Annotated in this window: 18 protein-coding genes and 1 riboswitch; of the genes, 12 read left to right on the top strand and 6 right to left on the bottom strand. The window is 74.0% G+C overall.

Annotated features, from left to right (window positions below):
- Nucleotides 1-18 precede the first annotated feature (18 nt).
- Nucleotides 19-1029 (bottom strand): glucosyl-3-phosphoglycerate synthase, encoded by a 1011-nt coding sequence (locus BI06_RS23725; protein WP_043471203.1) that lies wholly within the window; start codon nucleotides 1027-1029, stop codon nucleotides 19-21.
- A 150-nt stretch (nucleotides 1030-1179) separates the two neighbouring features.
- Nucleotides 1180-1311, top strand: a riboswitch (SAM riboswitch).
- Between the two features lie 18 nt (nucleotides 1312-1329).
- Between BI06_RS23725 and thrC the strand changes: the two genes are divergently transcribed.
- The 7 genes from thrC to BI06_RS23690 all read left to right on the top strand — a co-directional run bounded on the left by thrC (nucleotide 1330) and on the right by BI06_RS23690 (nucleotide 9948).
- Nucleotides 1330-2616, top strand: coding sequence for a threonine synthase (thrC, locus tag BI06_RS23720; RefSeq protein ID WP_030393671.1), 1287 nt, complete (start codon nucleotides 1330-1332; stop codon nucleotides 2614-2616).
- 52 nt (nucleotides 2617-2668) lie between these two features.
- Nucleotides 2669-2944: a ubiquitin-like small modifier protein 1 gene (locus tag BI06_RS23715; protein WP_030393672.1), complete on the top strand. Its 276-nt coding sequence runs from the start codon at nucleotides 2669-2671 to the stop codon at nucleotides 2942-2944.
- Nucleotides 2945-3529: 585 nt separating this feature from the next.
- Entirely contained in the window at nucleotides 3530-3733 is a 204-nt protein-coding gene (locus BI06_RS23710; RefSeq protein ID WP_030289665.1) for a cold-shock protein, read from the top strand.
- A gap of 426 nt (nucleotides 3734-4159) precedes the next feature.
- A complete protein-coding gene (groL, locus tag BI06_RS23705) occupies nucleotides 4160-5782 on the top strand; it encodes a chaperonin GroEL (RefSeq protein WP_030393673.1) in 1623 nt (540 codons plus the stop codon).
- Nucleotides 5783-5938: 156 nt separating this feature from the next.
- Nucleotides 5939-6295, top strand: coding sequence for a hypothetical protein (locus tag BI06_RS23700; RefSeq protein WP_030393674.1), 357 nt, complete (start codon nucleotides 5939-5941; stop codon nucleotides 6293-6295).
- Nucleotides 6296-6442: 147 nt separating this feature from the next.
- Complete coding sequence (locus tag BI06_RS23695) at nucleotides 6443-7189, top strand: ABC transporter ATP-binding protein (protein WP_030393675.1); 747 nt, start codon at nucleotides 6443-6445, stop codon at nucleotides 7187-7189.
- The gene (locus BI06_RS23690; protein ID WP_030393676.1) at nucleotides 7186-9948 is read left to right on the top strand and encodes an ABC transporter permease; all 2763 of its coding nucleotides are present in this window, start codon (nucleotides 7186-7188) and stop codon (nucleotides 9946-9948) included. The genes BI06_RS23695 and BI06_RS23690 overlap by 4 nt, the downstream gene beginning before the upstream one ends.
- Nucleotides 9949-10031: 83 nt before the next feature.
- Here the strand turns inward: BI06_RS23690 and BI06_RS23685 are convergent, their stop codons facing one another.
- Nucleotides 10032-10790, bottom strand: a complete 759-nt coding sequence (locus tag BI06_RS23685; protein ID WP_233290264.1) for a hypothetical protein — start codon at nucleotides 10788-10790, stop codon at nucleotides 10032-10034.
- Between the two features lie 81 nt (nucleotides 10791-10871).
- Between BI06_RS23685 and BI06_RS23680 the strand changes: the two genes are divergently transcribed.
- The 3 genes from BI06_RS23680 (at nucleotide 10872) to BI06_RS23670 (ending at nucleotide 13129) form a co-directional block, all read left to right on the top strand.
- The gene (locus BI06_RS23680; protein WP_078879946.1) at nucleotides 10872-11279 is read left to right on the top strand and encodes a PadR family transcriptional regulator; all 408 of its coding nucleotides are present in this window, start codon (nucleotides 10872-10874) and stop codon (nucleotides 11277-11279) included.
- Complete coding sequence (locus BI06_RS23675) at nucleotides 11276-12241, top strand: hypothetical protein (protein ID WP_030393679.1); 966 nt, start codon at nucleotides 11276-11278, stop codon at nucleotides 12239-12241. The genes BI06_RS23680 and BI06_RS23675 overlap by 4 nt, the downstream gene beginning before the upstream one ends.
- Nucleotides 12242-12442: 201 nt before the next feature.
- The gene (locus BI06_RS23670) at nucleotides 12443-13129 is read left to right on the top strand and encodes a copper homeostasis protein CutC (protein ID WP_043471196.1); all 687 of its coding nucleotides are present in this window, start codon (nucleotides 12443-12445) and stop codon (nucleotides 13127-13129) included.
- A 103-nt stretch (nucleotides 13130-13232) separates the two neighbouring features.
- On the opposite strand, the gene BI06_RS23665 is transcribed toward BI06_RS23670, so the two are convergent.
- Nucleotides 13233-15284: an AAA family ATPase gene (locus BI06_RS23665; RefSeq protein ID WP_043471194.1), complete on the bottom strand. Its 2052-nt coding sequence runs from the start codon at nucleotides 15282-15284 to the stop codon at nucleotides 13233-13235.
- 348 nt (nucleotides 15285-15632) lie between these two features.
- Here BI06_RS23665 and BI06_RS51090 point away from each other — a divergent pair, with 348 nt between their 5' ends.
- The gene (locus tag BI06_RS51090) at nucleotides 15633-15791 is read left to right on the top strand and encodes a hypothetical protein (protein ID WP_157855225.1); all 159 of its coding nucleotides are present in this window, start codon (nucleotides 15633-15635) and stop codon (nucleotides 15789-15791) included.
- Between the two features lie 50 nt (nucleotides 15792-15841).
- On the opposite strand, the gene BI06_RS23660 is transcribed toward BI06_RS51090, so the two are convergent.
- Both BI06_RS23660 and BI06_RS23655 read right to left on the bottom strand, forming a co-directional pair.
- Entirely contained in the window at nucleotides 15842-17479 is a 1638-nt protein-coding gene (locus BI06_RS23660) for a DNA repair helicase XPB (protein WP_030393682.1), read from the bottom strand.
- A gap of 114 nt (nucleotides 17480-17593) precedes the next feature.
- Entirely contained in the window at nucleotides 17594-17998 is a 405-nt protein-coding gene (locus BI06_RS23655) for a hypothetical protein (protein WP_030393683.1), read from the bottom strand.
- Between the two features lie 129 nt (nucleotides 17999-18127).
- Here BI06_RS23655 and BI06_RS23650 point away from each other — a divergent pair, with 129 nt between their 5' ends.
- Nucleotides 18128-18406, top strand: coding sequence for a hypothetical protein (locus tag BI06_RS23650; protein WP_030393684.1), 279 nt, complete (start codon nucleotides 18128-18130; stop codon nucleotides 18404-18406).
- A 10-nt stretch (nucleotides 18407-18416) separates the two neighbouring features.
- On the opposite strand, the gene BI06_RS23645 is transcribed toward BI06_RS23650, so the two are convergent.
- Nucleotides 18417-20574 (bottom strand): helicase C-terminal domain-containing protein (locus BI06_RS23645; protein ID WP_051741666.1); only part of this gene is annotated, 2158 nt, incomplete at its 5' end.

Genomic DNA, 20574 nt, shown 5'->3' with positions numbered 1-20574 from the left:
GCAAACCCCCGGGACCGGTCATCGGCGTCGGGTGGCGTACTCGGGCACGGTGTGCATCGGCGGCCGCTCGGTCGCGGTGACCGGGTGGGTGTGGGCGGTGAAGGCGCGGGTCAGCGGGTCGCGGGTGAACTGGGTGAGCAGTGGGCGGACCAGGTCGGCGGAGGCCTTCAGTCGGTGGGTGCGGTCCAGTCTCTCCAGCGCGGTGCGGTAGATGGTGGCCGCCATCCGGCCGAGTGCCTGGGCGTCCTGGTGCCGGTGGTGGCGGATGCCGACGTCCACCTGTGCGAGCGCGTCCAGTCCGGCCGTCTCCAGGGCGTCGACGAGCAGGCCGAGCTCGACGCCGTAGCCGGTGGGGAAGGGCAGCCGTTCGAGCAGGGAGCGGCGGGCCGCGTACTCGCCGCCGAGCGGCTGGACGAAACCGGCGAGTTCCGGCCAGTGCAGATTGAGCAGCGGACGGGCGACCAGTTCGGTGACCCGGCCGCCGCCGGCCGGCACCACCGCGCCGTCGGTCTCCAGCGGCCGGTCGTACATGGCCTTGACCAGCTGGATGTCCGGCTCGGTGAGCAGCGGGCCGAGGATGCCGGAGACCAGGGCGGGGTCGAACTCGCGCAGGTCGGCGTCCACGAAGCAGACGATCTCGCCGCGGGTGACCAGCAGCGAACGCCACAGCACCTCGCCCTTGCCGGGGGCGGCGGGCAGCCGGGGCAGGACGGCGTCCCGGTGGACGACGGTGGCCCCGGCCTCGGCGGCGACCTCGGCGGTGCCGTCGACGGAGCCGGAGTCGACCACCACCAGCTCGTCCACCAGCGGTAGTCGCTCCATCAGCTCCCGCCGGATGACCCGGACGATCTCGCCGACGGTGGCCTCCTCGTCCAGGGCGGGCAGGACGACGCTGACGGTGCCCGCCGGGCCGAGGGCGCGCTTGGCGGCCGGGAGGGTGTGAACCGGTCGGTCGGCCGCGGTCCACGAGCGCCGGCGCAGCCAGGACGCGGTCTCGGGGAGGAGCGCGGGGGTCGGTTCGGCGGGCACTGTGCTCTCCTCGACGGGATCGGTTGGGACGGGTCATCTCGCGTGGCGGACGGTCGGGTTCGGGACCGATGCCTTCGGATACAGTCTTCGTACAGCGATCGGACCTTCGCACGCCGGGGTCGCCGCTGAGCACAACCCACAACTTCACAGAGCTCATCCAGAGGGACTGAGGGAACGGCCCGTTGACGTCCCGGCAACCTTCTCGCACGGCTGGCTTCACGCCCCGGCGGGACAGGTGCCAATTCCGGCCCGGGCGCGACCGCGTCACGGGGAAGATGAGGAGAGAGGCCTCCGCCCATCATGGCTATCGACACCGCCGCACCCGTCACCGCCACCGTTGACCTCGGCCCCGCCACCGCGCTGTCCTGTCGCGAGTGCGGCACCCGGTTCCCGCTCGGTCCCAGCTTCGCCTGTCTCGAGTGCTTCGGTCCGCTGGAGATCGCCTACGACTTCGGCAGCGAGGGCGCCGAGGAGCTGCGCAAGCGGATCGAGGCCGGTCCGGCGTCGATCTGGCGCTACGCGCCGCTGCTGCCCGTCCCGGCCGACGTGGCGACCAAGCCGAACCTCAACCCGGGGTGGACCCCGCTGGTGAAGGCGGACAACCTGGGCCGCGAGCTCGGCTTCACCGGGCAGCTGCACATCAAGGACGACTCCGGGAACCCGACCCACTCCTTCAAGGACCGCGTGGTGGCCTGCGCCATCGAGGCGGCCCGGGTGTTCGGCTACACCACGCTGTCCTGCTCCTCGACCGGCAACCTGGCCGGCGCGGTCGGCGCGGCGGCGGCCCGGGCCGGCTTCCGGTCCTGCGTGTTCATCCCGCACGACCTGGAGCAGGGCAAGGTCGTGATGGCCGGCGTGTACGGCGGCGAGCTGGTCGGCATCGAGGGCAACTACGACGATGTGAACCGCTTCTGCTCGGAGCTGATCGGCGACCCGGCCGGCGAGGGCTGGGGCTTCGTCAACGTCAATCTGCGGCCGTACTACGGCGAGGGCTCCAAGACGCTCGCCTACGAGATCTGCGAGCAGCTCGGCTGGCGGCTGCCGGAGCAGATCGTGATCCCGGTCGCCTCGGGCTCCCAGCTCACCAAGATCGACAAGGGTCTGCAGGAGCTGATCAAGCTGGGCCTGGTCGAGGACCGGCCGTACCGGATCTTCGGTGCCCAGGCGGAGGGCTGCTCGCCGGTCTCGGCGGCCTACAAGGCCGGCCACGACGTGATCCGGCCGGTCAAGCCGGACACCATCGCCAAGTCGCTGGCGATCGGCAACCCGGCCGACGGCCCGTACGTGCTGGACATCGCCCGGCGCACCGGCGGCGCGGTGGAGGACGTCACGGACGTGGAGGTCGTGGCGGCGATCCGGCTGCTGGCCCGGACCGAGGGCATCTTCGCCGAGACCGCGGGCGGCGTGACCGTCGGCGTGCTCAAGAAGCTGGTCGAGACCGGACAACTGGACCCGTCGAAGGAGACCGTCGCCATCAACACCGGTGACGGGCTGAAGACCCTCGACGCCGTCTCCGAGGCCGGCATGACCGCCGTCATCCGGCCGACCCTGGACGCCTTCCGGGGCGCCGGCCTGGCCTCCGCCTGACCCTGCCGCCCCCCTGATCGATCCGCCCAGCGCCCGAAACGAGGAGACCCCCATGAGCGCCAACGTCCGCATCCCGACCATCCTGCGCACCTACACCGGCGGCGTCAGCGAGGTGCCCGCCGAGGGCGCCACGCTGGGCGAGGTGATCGCCGACCTGGAGCGCAACCACGCCGGGATCGCCGCGCGGATCCTCGACGACACCGGCAAGCTGCGCCGTTTCGTCAATGTCTATGTGAACGACGACGACGTGCGGTTCGCCGAGGGCCTGGAGACGGAGATCAAGGACGGCGCGAACATTTCGATCATCCCGGCGGTCGCCGGCGGGTGATCCGCGGGCGGCCCGTTCCCCGCGGGGCGGGCGCGTCGTCGAAGGCCGTCCGCGGCACGGAATTCCGTGCCGCGGACGGCCGTGCGCATTTTGGCGGGAATATCTTCGGTCCCGGGCGGAGTAAAGTGTCGCTGGACCGGGAACAGGGCGCGCCCGTCACCCTGGTCCGGGAACGAATCCACCGCACCGCCACCACCGCCGGCCCGCGTCCGGCGGGAGTCGCGACGGAGCCGGGACCTGGATACATGTCAGGCCGGTGTCAGAATTCTGGCGGGGATTTCGGGTAATACGTCCGCTATGTCCGGCGGAGAATGCAGCAATTTCTCCCGATTGCTCCCGTACTGTCCTGCGCGGCCGCGGGTGAATTCCCCGCCATTGACCCTGTTGCAGAGGGCGTCGATCCGGATACATTCAGCCGCGGTCGACGCAATCGCCCGTTCGCCGGATGCCGTTCGGCGTCATCGGGAGGATTGTGGCGTGCGCGGCTGTGCCCAGGGGGGGTTCCCCGGGCCGGCCTCCAACCAGACCCGGGCCCGCAGACCTGCGGGCGCGTGAAGGGCCAGCACAGCACTAGGGGAGTTCGGAATGGCTCAGGGCACCGTCAAGTGGTTCAACGCGGAGAAGGGTTACGGCTTCATCGCGGTCGACGGTGGTGCGGACGTCTTCGTCCACTACAGCGCGATCCAGATGGACGGCTACCGCACCCTTGAGGAGGGCCAGCGGGTCGAGTTCGAGATCTCTCAGGGGCAGAAGGGTCCGCAGGCGGACATGGTCCGCGCGGCGGTCTGACCTTTCCGACACCCGGGAGTTCTGCTCGGCCCATCGGCTGGTGCACCTCTTGATTCTCATGGCGGGCCCGTGCGACCTCGGTCGTACGGGCCCGCCGTCATGTCCGCCGCCCCGACCGGGGGCCGGGGGCCGGTCGCGGGACCGTGCGGCCGGAGGCGGATCCGGGCCGGTCGGAGGCGGTCGGGGGCGGCCCCGGACGGGGGTGCGGGGCGGGCGGCGCGGCTCGCGGATTGCCCGATTGGGCTTGCACTCACCTACCCGGAGTGCTAATCATTGGCGTTAGCACTCACAGCTTGAGAGTGACAGCGGACCGGGTCGGTGAGGCCCCAGGGAGCGGTAGGGGAATGGACCCCCGCACACCAGGGCCGTCCGTCGCGGGCACCCCTTGGTCCGAGCAGTCGACCGTGTCCCGGAGGACCACTTCTGATGGCCAAGATCATCGCCTTTGATGAGGAAGCTCGCCGCGGCCTTGAGCGTGGCATGAACCAGCTTGCCGACGCAGTGAAGGTCACGCTCGGCCCCAAGGGCCGCAACGTCGTTCTGGAGAAGAAGTGGGGCGCCCCCACGATCACCAACGACGGTGTCTCCATCGCCAAGGAGATCGAGCTCGAGGACCCGTACGAGAAGATCGGCGCGGAGCTCGTCAAGGAGGTCGCCAAGAAGACCGACGACGTCGCGGGTGACGGCACCACCACCGCCACCGTGCTGGCCCAGGCGCTCGTCCGCGAGGGTCTGCGCAACGTCGCCGCCGGCGCCAACCCGATGGCCCTGAAGCGCGGCATCGAGAAGGCCGTCGCCGCCGTCTCCGACCAGCTCCTGGCCCAGGCCAAGGACGTGGAGACCAAGGAGCAGATCGCCTCCACCGCCTCCATCTCGGCCGCCGACACCCAGATCGGCGAGCTCATCGCCGAGGCCATGGACAAGGTCGGCAAGGAAGGCGTCATCACCGTCGAGGAGAGCAACACCTTCGGTCTCGAGCTCGAGCTCACCGAGGGCATGCGCTTCGACAAGGGCTACATCTCGGCCTACTTCGCCACCGACCTGGAGCGTATGGAGACCTCGTTCGAGGACCCCTACATCCTGATCGCCAACTCCAAGATCGGCTCGGTCAAGGACCTGCTGCCGCTGCTGGAGAAGGTCATGCAGAGCGGCAAGCCGCTCGTCATCATCGCCGAGGACGTCGAGGGCGAGGCCCTGTCGACCCTGGTCGTGAACAAGATCCGCGGCACCTTCAAGTCCGTCGCCGTCAAGGCCCCGGGCTTCGGCGACCGCCGCAAGGCCATGCTCCAGGACATCGCCATCCTCACCGGCGGCACCGTGATCTCCGAGGAGGTCGGCCTGAAGCTGGAGAACGCCGGCGTCGACCTGCTGGGCAGCGCCCGCAAGGTGGTCATCACCAAGGACGAGACCACCATCGTCGACGGTGGCGGCGACAGCGAGCAGGTCGCGGGCCGCGTGAACCAGATCCGCGCCGAGATCGAGAACAGCGACTCGGACTACGACCGCGAGAAGCTCCAGGAGCGCCTCGCCAAGCTGGCCGGCGGCGTGGCCGTCATCAAGGCCGGCGCGGCCACCGAGGTGGAGCTCAAGGAGCGCAAGCACCGCATCGAGGACGCCGTCCGCAACGCGAAGGCCGCCGTCGAGGAGGGCATCGTCGCCGGTGGTGGCGTCGCGCTGCTGCAGGCCTCGGTCGCCTTCGACAAGCTGGAGCTGGAGGGCGACGAGGCCACCGGTGCCAACATCGTCAAGGTCGCGCTGGAGGCCCCGATCAAGCAGATCGCGACCAACGCCGGCCTCGAGGGCGGCGTCGTGGTGGAGAAGGTTCGCAACCTCCCCGCCGGTCACGGCCTGAACGCCGCCACCAACGAGTACGTCGACCTGGTCGCCGCGGGCATCATCGACCCGGCCAAGGTCACCCGCTCCGCGCTGCAGAACGCCGCCTCCATCGCGGCGCTGTTCCTCACCACCGAGGCCGTCATCGCCGACAAGCCGGAGAAGGCCTCCGCGGCCGCCGGCGGCGGCATGCCGGGCGGTGACATGGACTTCTGATCCTGATCGTCTCGATCGGATCGGCAGGTCTTTCGTCCGCGAGGGCGGTTCCCCGACGGGGAGCCGCCCTCGCGGCGTTCCCCGGGGGCCGGCCCCCGGGGTCGGGGGGTTGTGGCGGGTTCCCGGGTTTCCGGGCGTTCTTGGGAGACTGGACGGATGGCTACGACAGACGACATCGAGACGGCGCTGCACACCGCGCGGGCGCTGATCCTGGCCGACCTGACCGCGCGGGACGCCGCCGACCCCGCCGTGGTGTCCCTGGTGGAGCAGGCCGTGACGCACCGGCGCTGGTGGCTGGAGCAGTGGCCGGACGGCACCGAGTACGTGCTGGGCCTGGTCGCCCAGGACGTCCAGGACGCGCTGCTGGAGAGCCACGGCCGCTGGCCGCTGTGCGCGGACTGCGCGGCCGACGGCGACCCGCACGCGCTGGGCGTGGAGCCGGAGCTGGGGCCGGAGCCGCACTGGGTGTGCGGCAAGCGCGGCGCCGTGGTGGCCGCCGTGGGCGAGCTGTAACCGGCCCTCCTGCCCTCTGCCGCCGCCGCACCTCCGGGTGCGGCGGCGGTTTTTTTGCGCCGATGGGAACCGTCGGACTACATATGCAGTCCAACGACATATATAGTCCGTCCGAGTCCTTCTTTTCGGCACTGAGTGGGGAGAACCATGTCCCAGCCCGATCCGACCCGTCCGGTCCTCGAACTGCGCGCCGTCACCCGGACGCACGGGCACGGCGAGGCCGAGGTGCATGCCCTGCGCGGCGTCGACCTGGCCGTGCACGCCGGCGAGTTCGTCGCCGTCATGGGGCCCTCCGGCTCCGGCAAGTCCACCCTGCTGACCCTGGCCGGCGGCCTAGACCGGCCCAGCGGCGGACAGGTCCTGGTCGAGGGCGTCGAGCTGAGCGGTCTGAACCGGACCCGGCTGGCCGCCGTCCGCCGCCGCTCGGTCGGCTACGTCTTCCAGGACTACAACCTGGTCCCGGCGCTGAGCGCGGCCGAGAACGTCGCCCTGCCCCGCGAACTCGACGGGGTGTCCGGCCGGACCGCCCGCCGGGAGGCCCTGACCGCCCTGCGCGAGATGGGCATCCCCGAGCTGGCCGACCGCTTCCCCGAGCAGCTTTCCGGCGGCCAGCAGCAGCGCGTCGCGATCGCCCGCGCCCTGGTCGGCGACCGCCGCCTCGTCCTCGCCGACGAGCCCACCGGCGCGCTCGACTCCGCCACCGGCGAGGCCGTGCTGGCCGTGCTGCGGGCCCGCTGCGACGCCGGCGCCGCGGCCATGATGGTCACCCACGACGCCCGGCACGCCGTCTGGGCCGACCGCGTGGTCGTCCTCAACGACGGCGCCGTGGTCGACGGGGGCGTCGGCCAGGCCGCGCACCCGCTGCTCGCCGGCGGGAACGGGGGACGGCGATGAAGCTCTCCGCCCTGCGCGTCGCGCTGCGCATCGCCCGCCGCGACGCCCTCAAGGCCAAGGGCCGCAGCGCCCTGGTGATCGCGATGGTCGCGCTGCCGGTGCTCGGTGTCACCGGCGCCGACATCGTCCACCAGAGCGGTTCGCTCACCCCCGCCGAGCGGGTCGAGCGGCTGGTGGGCGGGGCGGACGCCCTGGTCTCCGCCTACCGCCCGGGCCGCTCCGTCGAGCAGGCGCCCTTCGCCGAGGACGGCGTCCGGGTGCTGCCGGAGGCCCGGACCGACCCCGCTTCCGCCCCCGCGGCCGCCGGGGCGGCGAACTCGGCCGCGCTGCTGGGCGGGCTGCTGCCAGCTGCCTCGGTGCTGCTGCCGGCCACGTCCGGGCCCGCGGTCAGCGCCTCGACCCGGGAGGGCCTGTTCACGACCTCCACCGCCGAGGCCGATCTGACCGACCCGGTCTGGTCGGGACGCCTCGACCTGGTCGAGGGCCGGGCGCCCGCCGCGCGCAACGAGGCGGCCGTCACCCGGGCCTTCCTCGACGAGGCCGGACTGCGGCTCGGCGACTCCACCACGGTCAAGGGGCTGGAGCAGACCCCGTTCCTGCTGACCGGCGTGGTCGAGCACCCCGGTGAGCTCAAGAAGGTGGAACTGGTCGCCCGGCCCGGCCAGGTGATCTCCCCGCTGGCCGCGGCGGCCGCCGCCGCGCCGGACGCCCCGGGCGGACCGGTCGCCGCGGGCCGCGACGAGGCCGTCCGCACCGAGAGCTGGCTGGTCCGGCTGCCCGCCGGCACCGGACTCGACTGGACCGCCGTCCAGAAGCTCAACCGGTACGGCTTCACCGTGACCTCCCGGGCGGTCGCCCTCGACCCGCCGCCGACCTCCGCCGTGCCCTACGACGTCGACAAGTGGGTCTCCCCCGAGAGCGACAACCGGACCGTCATCCTGGTCACCGTGATCGGCATGGCGCTGCTGGAGGTCACCCTGCTGGCCGGCCCGGCCTTCGCGGTCGGCGCCCGGCGCTCCCGGCGGCAGCTGGCCCTCGTCGGCGCCGCCGGCGGCCACCGGGGCCACATCCGGGCCATCGTGCTCGGTGGCGGACTGGTGCTCGGACTGGCCGGAGCCGCCCTCGGGGTGGCGCTCGGCACCGGCCTGGTCGCCGCGCTGCGGCCCTGGCTGGAAGGGGCGGGCGGCAGCCGCTTCGGACACTTCGCGATCGCGCCGCTCGACCTGCTGGCGATCGCCGCCGTGGGAGTGCTGACCGCGCTCGCCGCCGCCGTGCTGCCCGCGGTGCAGGCGGCCCGCCGGGACGTGGTGGCCGGCCTCACCGGCCGCGACACCGTCGCCACGCCCAGCCGGCTGCTGCCGGTCGTCGGCCTGCTGCTGGTCGGCGCCGGTGCGGCGGTGGCGCTGTACGGCGCCGGGACCTACCAGAGCGGCACCATGCCGGTGCTCGGCGGGCTCAACAAGCGGGCGCTCTCGGTGCTCGCCGGTGCGGCCACCGCCGAGGTCGGCATCCTGTTCTTCACCCCGATGCTGATCGCCCTCTTCGGCCGGCTCGCCGGCCGGCTGCCGCTCGGACCCCGGCTGGCCCTGCGCGACTCGGCCCGCCACCGCGGCCGGACCGCGCCGGCCGTGGCCGCCGTGATGGCCGCCGTCGCCGGAGCCGTCGCCGTCGGCGTCTACAGCACCGGGAGCGAGGCCCAGGAGCGGGCCTCCTACCGGCCGGCGGCCCCGCTGGGCGCCGTCGTGCTGGACGCCCCCGCGGCGCCGGGCAGCCCGGAGACGGTCCGGCTGCGCCGCGCCGTCGAGCAGGCCCTGCCGGACCTGGGCACCCGCGCCGACGTCCAGGACGTGACCTACGTGTTCTGCGACAACTGCTCCAGCGCGGTGCAGGCCAAGGGGTCCGGTGCGCGTTCGGAGTCCGCCGGTGTCCGGAGCCGGGTGCTGTCCGGCGACACGACGGTCCTGCACAACCTGTTCGGCGTGCGGGACCGGGCGGCCGAGGACGCCCTGGCCGCGGGCCGGGCGGTGGTCTTCGACCGCGCCTACCTGAACGACGGCCGGACGACGCTGACGATGCAGGGCGCCGCCGGCGGACCGGTCCAGCCCGGGCAGGTGCCGGGGGCGGAGCGGATCGAGGTCCCGGTCGAGGCGGTCCTGGTGGAGAACCCCGACGCGGCCCGGTACGGCGCGGTGCTGATGGGCCCGGAGGCGGTGCGCAAGGCCGGACTCACGGCCCGGCCGAACGGATCGGTGTGGCGCCCCGAGGTCGCGCCCGACCGCAAGGTGCAGCAGCGCGCCGAGGCTGCCGTGGCCCAGCTCGCCCCGCACGCCCAGCTGACGGTGGAGCGCGGCTACCAGCCGAAGGGGGACATGAACACCCTCGCGCTCGGCGGGTTCGCCGTGGTGGTGGTGCTCGGCGCCGCGGCCGTCGCCACCGGACTGGCCGCCGCCGACTCGCGCAACGACCGGGCCACGCTGGCCGCGGTGGGTGCGCCGCCGCGGATGAACCGGATCCAGGCCGGGCTGCAGTGCACGCTGATCGCGGGCATCGGCGCGGTGCTGGGCACGGTGAGCGGGTTCGTGCCCGCGCTGGGGCTGCTGCGGTCGCACGCGACCGGGGAGCTCGGCGCGCCGGCGGTGCCGTTCGCCGCGCCCTGGGGGCTGCTGGTGCTGATCACGGTGGTGCTGCCGGTGGTGGCGGGGCTGGGGGCGGCCGCCTTCAGCCGGGGCCGGCTGCCGCTGGCGCGGCGCGCGGGCTGACGGGCTGACGGGCTGACGGCGTGTGTCCGGGCCCGCACCGGTGGTCGGACACCGGTGCGGGCCCGGACGTGTTCGGGGACTTGTCAGTCGGTCGCGGTGGGTTCGGAGGGCCCGGCGGGTCCGGCGAGCCGGGCGAGCTCGGCCGCGAGGTTGGCCCGGGCGGGGGCGTCGAAGCGCCGGTGCGCGGTGGTCGTGCGGTAGAGCGCGGGCAGCGCGAGCAACTGGCGCAGCACCGCCGCCCGTCCGGCGCGGAAGTCCGGCTCGGGCACGAAGGCGTACTCCTCGCGGACGGCCGCCGCGTACGCCGCGTAGGCCGCCGGCCCGCCGCCGAGCACCGCGAGGTCGGCGTCGCACAGCACCTCGCCGTCGCGGTCGCCGGGCTCGGGGCGGTGGGTGACGGTGAGCCGGACCAGCCGGGCGACCTCCTCGACCCGGGCCGCCGGGAGCCCGCTGCCGCCGAGCGCCCGGACGGCCAGGGCGGCGCTGCGCTCCTCGTTCTCGGAGCGGTCCGGCCGGTAGACGGCGTCGTGGAACCAGGCGGCCAGCCGGACCGCGTCCGGGTCGTCGGCGTGCTCGGCGAGCGTGTCGACGTGGCCCAGCACCGCGCGCAGGTGGTCGACCGTGTGGTACCGGCGCTGCGGCTCGGACCAGCGGCGCAGCAGCTCCCGCCCGGCCGGTTCGGGGTCGGTGGCCGCGCCGCAGCGGTGCAGCAGGGCGGTCCAGGCGGTGAGCAGGTCCTCGGTGGCGGGGTCCTGGGCGGCGCGGGCCTCGGTGGCGGGGGAGGGGGCCTCGGTGGCGGTGGCGGTGGCGGTGGCGGTGGCGGGGGCGTCGGCTTCCGGCATGGCGCCATTCTGCTGGGCCGGGCCGGACCGCCCAAGGATTCCGCTGGACATGATATGTCGACGAAAGGTATATGTAGCTCCATGACTGAACGGGCGATGCAAGAGCCGACGCTGCTCCTGCTGACCGCGCTGGCCGACGCCCCGCGGCACGGCTACGCGCTGATCCAGGAGATCGCCGCGATCTCGGACGGCCGGGTGAAGATGCGCACCGGCACCCTGTACGGCGCGCTGGACCGGCTGCTGCAGCAGGGGCTGATCGAGGTCGCGGCCGAGGAGATCGTCGACGGCCGGGCCCGGCGCACCTACGCCCTCACCGACGGCGGGCGCGGTGCGCTGACCACCGAGGCGGAGCGGCTGAGCGCCGTCGCCGAGGAGGCCCAGCGGCGGCTGGCCGCCGTCCGCGAGCCGTCCGCCCGCCCGGCTGCCGTCCGCCCCGCGGCCGGGGGCGGCAAGCTAGCGTTCTTCAAGGTCAGGGGGGCATTCTCATGACGATCCAGTTCTTCCCGGGATCCACCGACCCGGTGGCGTTCCGGGCCGCGCTCCGGCTCTACCCGGCCCGCTACCGGCGCGAGCGCGGCGACGAGCTGTCCGCCGTCTTCGCCGACTCCACGGCCGAGGGCGGCAAGCTCGCCACCGCGCGCGAGGTGTTCGACCTCGGCGCGTACGGGCTGCGGATGCGCGCCGGCCTGACCGCCTCGTCCACCGCCGGGCGGCTGTTCGCGCTGGCGGCGCCGCTGGTCGCCGGGGCGATCGCGGGGCTGGGGCTGACCCGGGTCCTGCACGACGCGACCAGCCAGGCACCGGTGTGGATGTGGGAGCTGCCGGACCGCGCGGTGCGGGTCCCCTTCTACGCCTCGTACTACGGCGCGCTGCTGGTGCCGCTGCTGCTGGTCGGCGCGGTGCTGGCCGGCCGGTGGCGGCTCGCCCGGACGGCGGCCGGCGCGCTGGCGGCCGTCGGTGCGCTGGGGGTGGCGCTGGCGCTCCTGGTCCAGCCCGACTTCTGGCTGGTGTTCAACAAGTCCTGCGAGGCGACCCCGCAACTGTTCGCCGGACTGCTGTTCGCGCTCGCGCCCCAGGAACTGCTGCGGCGGCGCCAGACCTGGAGCGACCGGGCGATGGTGCTGGCCGCGGCGGCGGGCGGCGGGCTGGTCCTGGTGGCGCAGGACTTCTACAGCTCCTGGGTGCTGATGGACGGAAGGGCGGGCGCGGCGCTGGTGCTCCTCCCGCTGCTGACGCTGCTCTTCGTGGCGCGCGACCGGCTGGTCCCGGCCGCGATGGGGCTGGCGGTGCTGCCGCTGACCCTGACGTTCAGCCTGTTCCAGATCTGGCAGTCGATCGGCGGGGTCTGGCGGCTGATGCCGGTGGTGGGCCTGGCGCTGGTGGCGACGATGCTGGCCGGTGGGCTGCTGCACCGCGATACCGGGGCGGGAGGTCACCGGAGCCTCGCCTGAGCGGGGACGGCCGGGGCCTTGCCGCTCCGAACGGCCGGACGACCGGGTTTTGGACCCGGAGCGTCCGGCCGTTCCGCGTTTTCCGGGGTGCGCCGTTCTCCGGGGGCGCGCCGTTCCGTGCTTTCCGGGGCATGCGCGTTGTCCGGCCAAGTGGCCGCACGGGGCTCGCCGGGGCCGGGGCGATGTGGCACTCTGTCTAATATGTCTAGACCAATTTTCGAAGTCATCGCGCTGACGCCCCAGGATGCCCAGGCCGCCGAGTCGGGCGGCGCCGACCGGCTCGAACTGGTCACCGACATGGCCGCCGACGGCCTCACCCCCGGGGTGGAGGACTTCGCCAAGATCCGGGCCGCCGTCGACCTCCCGCTGCGGGTGATGCTCCGGATCCGGGACGGCTTCGCCCCCGGCGACCTGGACGAGCTGCGCGACCGCGCCGCCGCGCTCCGGGCCGAGGGTGCCGACGAGTTCGTCCTCGGCTTCCTCGACGCCGACGGCGCGGTCGACCTGGCCGCGACCGAGGCCGTCGCCGAGGCGATCGCCGGCTGCCGCTGGACCTTCCACCGGGCGATCGACCACAGCGCCGACCGGGCCGCCGTCCGGGCCGCCGTCGGCGCGCTGCCCGGCCTGGACACCTTCCTCACCTCCGGTGCGGCCGGCGGCGTGGACGCGGGCCTCGACGTCCTGCTGGCCGAGCTGGCCCGGGCCGGCGAGCCCGGCTACACCCAGCGGATCCTCATCGGCGGCGGCCTGCGGGCCGAGCACCTGCCGGGGCTGCGCGGGGCCGGCTTCGACGCCTTCCACGTCGGCGGCGCGGTGCGGGTCGACGGCTGGCAGTCGCCGGTGGACGTCGCCAAGGTCGCCGAGTGGCGGGCGCTGATCGACGGCTGAGCAGTCGGCTCCACGACGGCCGGGCGACGGCGAGCAGTGCCCGTCGCCCGGCCGTCGCTCGTCGCCCGGCCGTCGCTCGTCGCTCGGCCGTCGCCCGTCGGGGTCAGCCCAGCTGCGCCGGCAGCGGCTCGGCGTGCAGCACCTCCAGGCCGGAGACCGCACGGGTCAGCGCCACGTACAGCCGCCGCAGCCCGGTCCGCTCGTCCGGCTCGCCCGCGACCACCGCGGCCGGCTCGTCCAGCACCACGTAGTCGTACTCCAGACCCTTCGCCAGCGAGGCCGGGACCAGGGTCAGCCGGGCCTCCGCGCTGGTCTCGGCGCCCGGGGCGAGGTGCGCCAGCCCGGCCGCCGTCAGCGCCTCGGCCAGCAGCGGCACCCGCGCGTCGGCGGCGATCAGACCGGTCGAGCCCTCCCGGCCGAGCGCCCGCAGACAGGCCTCGACCACGGCCTCGGTGCGCTCCTCCGGCTCGACCCGGCGGACCGTCAGCGAGCCCGGGGCCTCACGGACCGAACCGGCCGGCGCCAGCCCGGGGGCGATCGACGGCAGCAGCCGGGAGGCGTACGCGATGACCTCCTCCGGCACCCGGAAGCCCTTGGTCAGCTCCTCGATGTGCGCGGCCGGCTTGCCCAGGTGGTGCAGCGCCTCCGGCCAACTCGCCGTAGCCCACGGGGTGGTGCCCTGGGCGATGTCGCCGAGCACGGTCGCCGAGCCGGTGCTGCAGCGGCGGCCGACCGCCCGGTACTGCATCGGCGAGAGGTCCTGCGCCTCGTCCAGCACCACGTGCCCGAGCGAGGCGGTGCGCCGCACCAGGTCCATCGCCTCGTCGACCAGCACGGCATCGGCGGGGGTCCAGCGGGCGGTCCGCACCGAGCGGCCCGGCCTGGGCCACAGCACGGCGGCCTGCTCCTCGGCGGTCAGCACCCCCTCCGCGCACCCGGCCAGGAACTCCGGGTCGGACAGCAGCCGCAGCACCAGCTTGGCCGGGTCGACCGCGGGCCAGCACTGCTTGACCGTCGCCTTCACGGCGGCGTTGCGGGCCACCGCGTCCTGCACCCGGTCGTCCGGGGCCTCGCCGGACTGCTCCATCTTCAGCAGCACGGCGTGCGCGATCCGCTGCGGCAGTGCCTCCGCGGCCGCGCCGTAACGGGTCTCCCGGCCCTTCAACTCCTCGATGATCTCCGTCAGTTCGTGGACCGGGACGCGCCAGCGGCGGGAGCCGCGGACCACCACGCAGGGCTCGGTGGGCAGCGCGATGCCGGAGCGCACCGCCCGCCGCAGCACCTCCGCCATCCGGGCGTCGCCCTTCAGCCGGGCCGCCTCGGCGGAGTCCTCGCCGCGCACCTCGACATGCCCGACCAGCTGCTGCACGGTCGCCTGGGCGACGTCCAGCTCGCCGAGCGCGGGCAGCACCTGCTCGATGTAGGAGAGGAAGGCGTTGTTGGGACCGATCACCAGGGTGCCGGTGCGGGCCAGCCGCTCCCGGTGCGCGTACAGCAGGTACGCCACCCGGTGCAGGCCGACGGCGGTCTTCCCGGTGCCGGGCGCGCCCTGCACGCAGAGGGTGCCGGAGATGTCGGCGCGGACGATCTCGTCCTGCTCCGGCTGGATGGTGGCCACGATGTCGCGCATCGGGCCGACGCGGGGCTTCTCGATCTCGGCGGCCAGCAGGGCGGAGGCGGTGTCGCCCTCGGCCGGATCGGTGAGGTGCTCGTCCTCGTACGCGGTCAGCTCGCCGCCGGTGTAGCCGAAGCGGCGGCGGCGCTCGACGTCCATCGGTTCGGTGCGGCTGGCCCGGTAGAACGGCTGGGAGACCGGCGCGCGCCAGTCGATCACCATCGGGTCGCCGTGGGCGTCGTGCACGTGCCGGCGCCCGATGTAGAAGCTGTCCCCGCCGGAGCCCTCGCTCAACTCCTCGCCGATCGCGTGCAGGTAGTCGAGCCGGCCGAAGAACAGCGGGGTGTGGGAGAGGTCGGCCAGGGCGGCGATCCGGGCCTCGATCTGCTTGTGCAGCACGATGGCGGTGACCCAGGTGCCGGTCACGTCGCTGATGTCGAGGGACTCGACGTCCTCGCGCATCGAGCGCAGGGCGGACCTGGACGCGGCCAGGTGGTCCCGCTCGCGCTGCAGGGGGTCGGTGGTGGGGGTGGCGGGCACAGCGAACCTTCCCGGCTGCCCCGAGGACCGGGCGCAGCGGATCGTAGGAGCTCACGGTGGATACAGCCGACCGGTTGCCGTGCGGTCGGCACCTCCCCCGGCTGCCCGCGCGACTTCAGCGGGTACCACGGTTCGGGAGGGGGCAGACGGACGATCCTAGACCCTCTCTTCCGGGTCACGCCAGCGACCGCCCGGCGTGACCCGGGGGAGAGGGTCCGGCCGCGTCGGCCTCCGGGTTCCACCCCGACGGACTCGGGGCCTCCGTACTCCGGGAGGACGACCTACGTCCCGCCGGATACGGCCTTCGGGGTGATGGCGGCGGCCGTTCGGGTGCCTACCGTGGAATACATGAGCACACAGCACCGCACCCGTACCGCCCCGTCCGGCTCCACCGCCACCACCGGCCGCCGCCGCAACCCCCTGACCACCACCGTCCGCAACGTCGGCATCGCCCTGGACACCGCCGCGCGCGTGATCCTCCTCGGGCGCGACGGCGTCCGCTACTGAGCGCTCCGCCCCGCTGAGCACTCCGCTCCGCCGGGCCCCCGGCCCAGCCGCTACAGCACGTCGTCCGCGTCGATGATGCGGTAGGCGTAGCCCTGTTCGGCGAGGAAGCGCTGGCGGTGGGCCGCGAAGTCCTGGTCGACGGTGTCCCGGGCGACCACGGAGTAGAAGTGGGCGGAGTGGCCGTCCGCCTTGGGGCGCAGGACCCGGCCGAGGCGCTGGGCCTCCTCCTGCCGGGATCCGAAGGTCCCGGAGACCTGGATGGCGACGGTCGCCTCCGGCAGGTCGATCGAGAAGTTGGCCACCTTGGAGACGACGAGGACGCCGATCTCCTTGTTGCGGAAGGCCTCGAAGAGCTTCTCGCGCTGCGCGTTGCTGGTCTCGCCCTTGATCACCGGGGCGTCCAGGACCTCGCCGAGCTCGTCGAGCTGGTCGATGTACTGGCCGATGATCAGCGTCTGGTCCTTCTCGTGCTTCTTGACCAGGGCCTCCACCACCCGGCGCTTGGTCGCCGTGGTGGCGCAGAACCGGTAGCGCTCCTCCGGCTCGGCGGTGGCGTAGGCGAGCCGCTCGGAGTCGGTCAGGGTGACCCGGACCTCGCAGCAGTCGGCGGGCGCGATGTAGCCCTGCGCCTCGATCTCCTTCCACGGCGCGTCGAAGCGCTTCGGGCCGATGAGGCTGAACACGTCGCCCTCGCGGCCGTCCTCGCGCACCAGGGTGGCGGTCAGGCCGAGCCGGCGGCGGGCCTGGAGGTCGGCGGTGAACTTGAACACCGGGGCCGGCAGCAGGTGGACCTCGTCGTAGACGACCAGGCCCCAGTTGCGGGCGTCGAACAGCTCCAGGTGGGCGTAGACGCCCTTCCGCTTGGTGGTCATCACCTGGTAGGTCGCGATGGTGACCGGGCGGATCTCCTTCCTGGTGCCGCTGTACTCGCCGATCTCGTCCTCGGTCAGCGAGGTCCGCTTCACCAGCTCGTGCTTCCACTGGCGGGCCGAGACGGTGTTGGTGACCAGGATCAGCGTGGTCGACTTGGCGTGCGCCATGGCCGCCGCGCCGACCAGGGTCTTGCCGGCGCCGCAGGGCAGCACGACCACGCCCGAGCCGCCGTGCCAGAACCCCTCGACCGCCTGCGCCTGGTAGGGGCGCAGGCTCCAGCCGTCCTCGGCCAGCTCGATCGGGTGCGCCTCGCCGTCCACGTAGCCGGCGAAGTCCTCGGCGGGCCAGCCGAGCTTGAGCAGCACCTGCTTGATCTGGCCGCGCTCCGAGGGGTGCACGACCACGGTGTCCGGGTCGACGCGTTCGCCGACCAGCGGCACGATCTTCTTGGAACGCAGCACCTCCTCCAGCACCGGGCGGTCGGTGGTGCTCAGCACCAGGCCGTGGGTGGGGTGCTTGGTCAGCCGCAGCCGCCCGTACCTGGCCATCGTGTCGGCCACGTCGACCAGCAGCGCGTGCGGCACCGGGTAGCGGGAGTACGTCACCAGGGCGTCGACGACCTGCTCGGCGTCATGGCCCGCGGCCCGCGCGTTCCACAGCCCGAGCGGCGTCACCCGGTACGTGTGCACGTGCTCCGGCGCCCGCTCCAGCTCGGCGAACGGCGCGATGGCCCGCCGGCATTCGGCGGCCTTGGGGTGGTCGATCTCCAGGAGAAGAGTTTTGTCGCTCTGGACGATGAGCGGTCCGTCGTTCACGCGGGGAAGCCCTCCACTGGCTGACAGGTCTGTCGGGTCCGCGGGTCCTGCGGCACGCCGACCCTCCAGTGTCGCGCATCCGGCCGGGTGGACGGCACCGCCCCGGGCGAGCGGCTACTTCCACTCGTAGTAGACGCCGGTGGACTTGCCGTCCGGGGCGACCTCGTACTCGAAGAGGCCGACGACGTGGTTGAGGCGGTCGAGCTGCGCCGAGGGGGTGGAGAAGAAGAGGGCGCCGCGCCAGCTGGTGCCGCCGCCCTCGGTGAAGCGGCCGAGGGCGGTGCCGTGCCAGACGACGCTCTGGCCGTCGGCCGTCATGTCGACGCCCTGGCCCTCGCCGCGCAGACCGCCGTCGGCGCGCACCTCGGACTCGTAGGTGCCGAAGCCGTTGACCTCGGTGCCGTAGTAGCTGCCCTTGGACTCGAACGAGACCTCGACCACGACGTGGCCGTCCCCGGCGTCGAGGACGCGGCGGCCGGTGTCCCGGTTCTCGGTCCGGCCGATGAGATCGCCGAGCATGATGACTCCTTTCGTCACCCCCGTGATTCCGGACTACGCCGGTGGAGGCGGGGCGTCAACCGCCGGCACGGGCCGTGCGTCCGGGGACGCGGGGGGTGACCGTGGCGGGAGTGGCTCGTTGATCCCTGCATGAACAAGTCGAAGCGTGTCCTCACCGCTCTCGCCCTCGCCGGTACGGCCTTCGCCGCCACCGCCTCCTCGGCCGGTTCCGCGCACGCGGTCGCGGGCGTCGGCGAGGGGCCCGGCGGACTGCTCGCGGCGCCCGGGTTCCTGCTCGCGGACCTGGCCGGGGCGAACTCCGTGATGCCGGTCGGGCAGGGCGACCTCGCGGCCATGGCGGACAAGGCGATGAAGCAGAAGCAGGCCGAGGAGGCCCAGCAGCAGCAGGCTCAGCAGCAGGGCCACTGAGCCCGGGCGGTCACTCGTCGAGTTCGGCGACGCCGGTGATCCGGTGCAGCGCGAAGGTGCGCAGCTCCCCGTCGTGGTGGTCGAAGGCGGTGACGTAGCCGCCCTCGACCTTCACCGGGTCGATGATCCGCTGGCTGGCGAGGCCCTCCGCGTTGAGGTAGCCGATCCACATCCGCTCACCGAGCAGGACCGCCGTCTGCAGGGTCGCCAGGGTCTCGGCGGCGGCGGTGCGCGGCAGCTGGCGCCCGGACGCGGCGGCGGGCTCGCGGCGGACGGCGGTGGCGGCCCGGTCACCGGCCCGGATCGCCTTGACGGCGGCGGCGAGCAGGGTGTCGTCCGGGGTCGGCGGGCCGTCCGGGACGGGCACCGGCGCCGCCCGGGGCGGGGTGCGGTGGCTGTCCGGGCGGGTGATCAGCACATCGCCCTCGGCGGACTCGGCGGCCGGCGCGTACCCCATCGAGCGCAGCGTGCCCAGCAGGACGTCCGGCCCGGCCTGGGCGGCCAGCACGGTCGGCGCGAGCAGCCGCAGCCGCAGGTCGGCGGAGCGGCGGTCGGCAAGGATCTCGTTCAGCAGGGACGGGTCGTCGCAGCGCAGGTAGGACGAGGCGGCGCCGACCCGCAGCAGGCCGTGCCGGCGGGCCACGTCGTCGATCAGGTAGCCGAGCGGCTGCGGGAGCGGCGTGCGGGAGTGCTGGTCCAGGAAGGCCCGCAGGTCGGCGGCGCTGCGCCCGGCGTCCAGGGCGCGCCGGACCGACTCCGGCGTGAAGCGGTAGACGGTCGCGCCGCCCTTGGACTCGATGTCCGCGCAGAGCGCGAGCGCCTGGGCGAGCGGGGTGAGCAGCGGGCCGGGCGCGATCGCGGTGAGGTCCGGCTGCAGGATCACGTGGTCGAGCGGCTGCGGCAGCAGCGGGGCGAGCACGGTGGCGGGGTCGGCCTCGGCGGTGAGCAGCGCGCGGGCGGGGGCGCCGAGGGCGCCGCGGCCGGTGACGCCGAGGAGTTCGGCCTCGGCCAGGGTCCAGCCGACCAGGTGTTCGCGCAGGTCGCGGCCGTCGGGGTCGGTCTGCCCGCCGCGCAGCGGGCGCTGCCAGCGCAGGGTGGGCAGGAGGTCGGCCGGGGTGGCCGCGGTGCCGGGCGGGAGTTCGGCGAGCAGGGCGAGGGCGGCGCGGCGGACCGAAGGGGCGAGGGTGCGGTCCAGTTCGGGGCCTAGCGCGGCGCGCTGCTTGCCCTTGCCGTCGGCGGTGCCGGCCAGGGCCGGGACGCGGGTCGCGGAGAGCCAGGCGCGGGCGAGCACGGTCCAGCGTCCGGCGGTGTCCAGGCGCAGCCACTCGTCGTACCCGGGCGTCGGCGCCCAGTGCTCGTCGACCTCGCCGTCCGGGGCCAGCAGGCCCGAGGTGTAGGCGAGTTCGAGCCAGAACGCGGCGGTCTGCTCGGTGCTCTCCAGGGCCTGGGCGGTGCGCTTGAGATCGCGCACCCCGAGGCCGCCGGCGCGCAGGGTGGGCGGCGGGGTGAGGCCCCAGAGCTCCAGCAGCTCCTCCACGGTCCGGACGGCGGTGTGCGCCTGTCCGGCGGCCGCGCCGTCCACCGTCCCGGGATCGCGCGGCGCGGCGGTCGGCGCGGGCTCGGGCTGGAGCGGTTCGACGGTGCGGTGGGAGCGCCCGCCGCGCAGGTGCAGGGCGAGTTCGCGGGGCAGGACGACGCTGCCCGGGCTGGTGGGCAGCAGCAGGCCCCGGGCCAGCAGCCATTCGACCGGGCTCTGGGCGTCCTGCGCGGTGACCGGGCGGGTGGCGTCCGGGACGGTGCCGGTGGGCGGTCCCCAGACCAGCCGGTCGAGCAGTCGCAGCGCGGGCTCGGGCGCGGTGGCGAGCAGGGCCTCGCAGCGGGCGCGGTCGCCGAGCAGGCTGGTGAACGCGGCGACGGCGGTGACCGGGTCGGGCGTCGCGGGCTGCCCGGCGGAGGCGAGCAGCTGCTGGAGCCGGGCCGGGGACATGCCGGTGCTCGCCTCGGCGAAGGTCGGGCCGAGGCCGGTGCGGCCGGGGTTGGCGGCGGTCGGGGCGAGCGCCTCGCGGGCCGCGATGACCAGCCGCAGGCCGTTGTCGGGACCCCAGAGCAGCGCCCGGTCGCGCAGGGTGGCCAGGGCGCGGGGCAGCGCGGCGGCGACGGCGGCGCGG

The organism is Kitasatospora sp. MBT66 (genome assembly GCF_000710405.2).
Taxonomy (GTDB): domain Bacteria; phylum Actinomycetota; class Actinomycetes; order Streptomycetales; family Streptomycetaceae; genus Kitasatospora; species Kitasatospora purpeofusca.
Note: the sequence above shows the minus strand (reverse complement) of the source record. Positions and strands in the feature narration are given on the sequence as shown.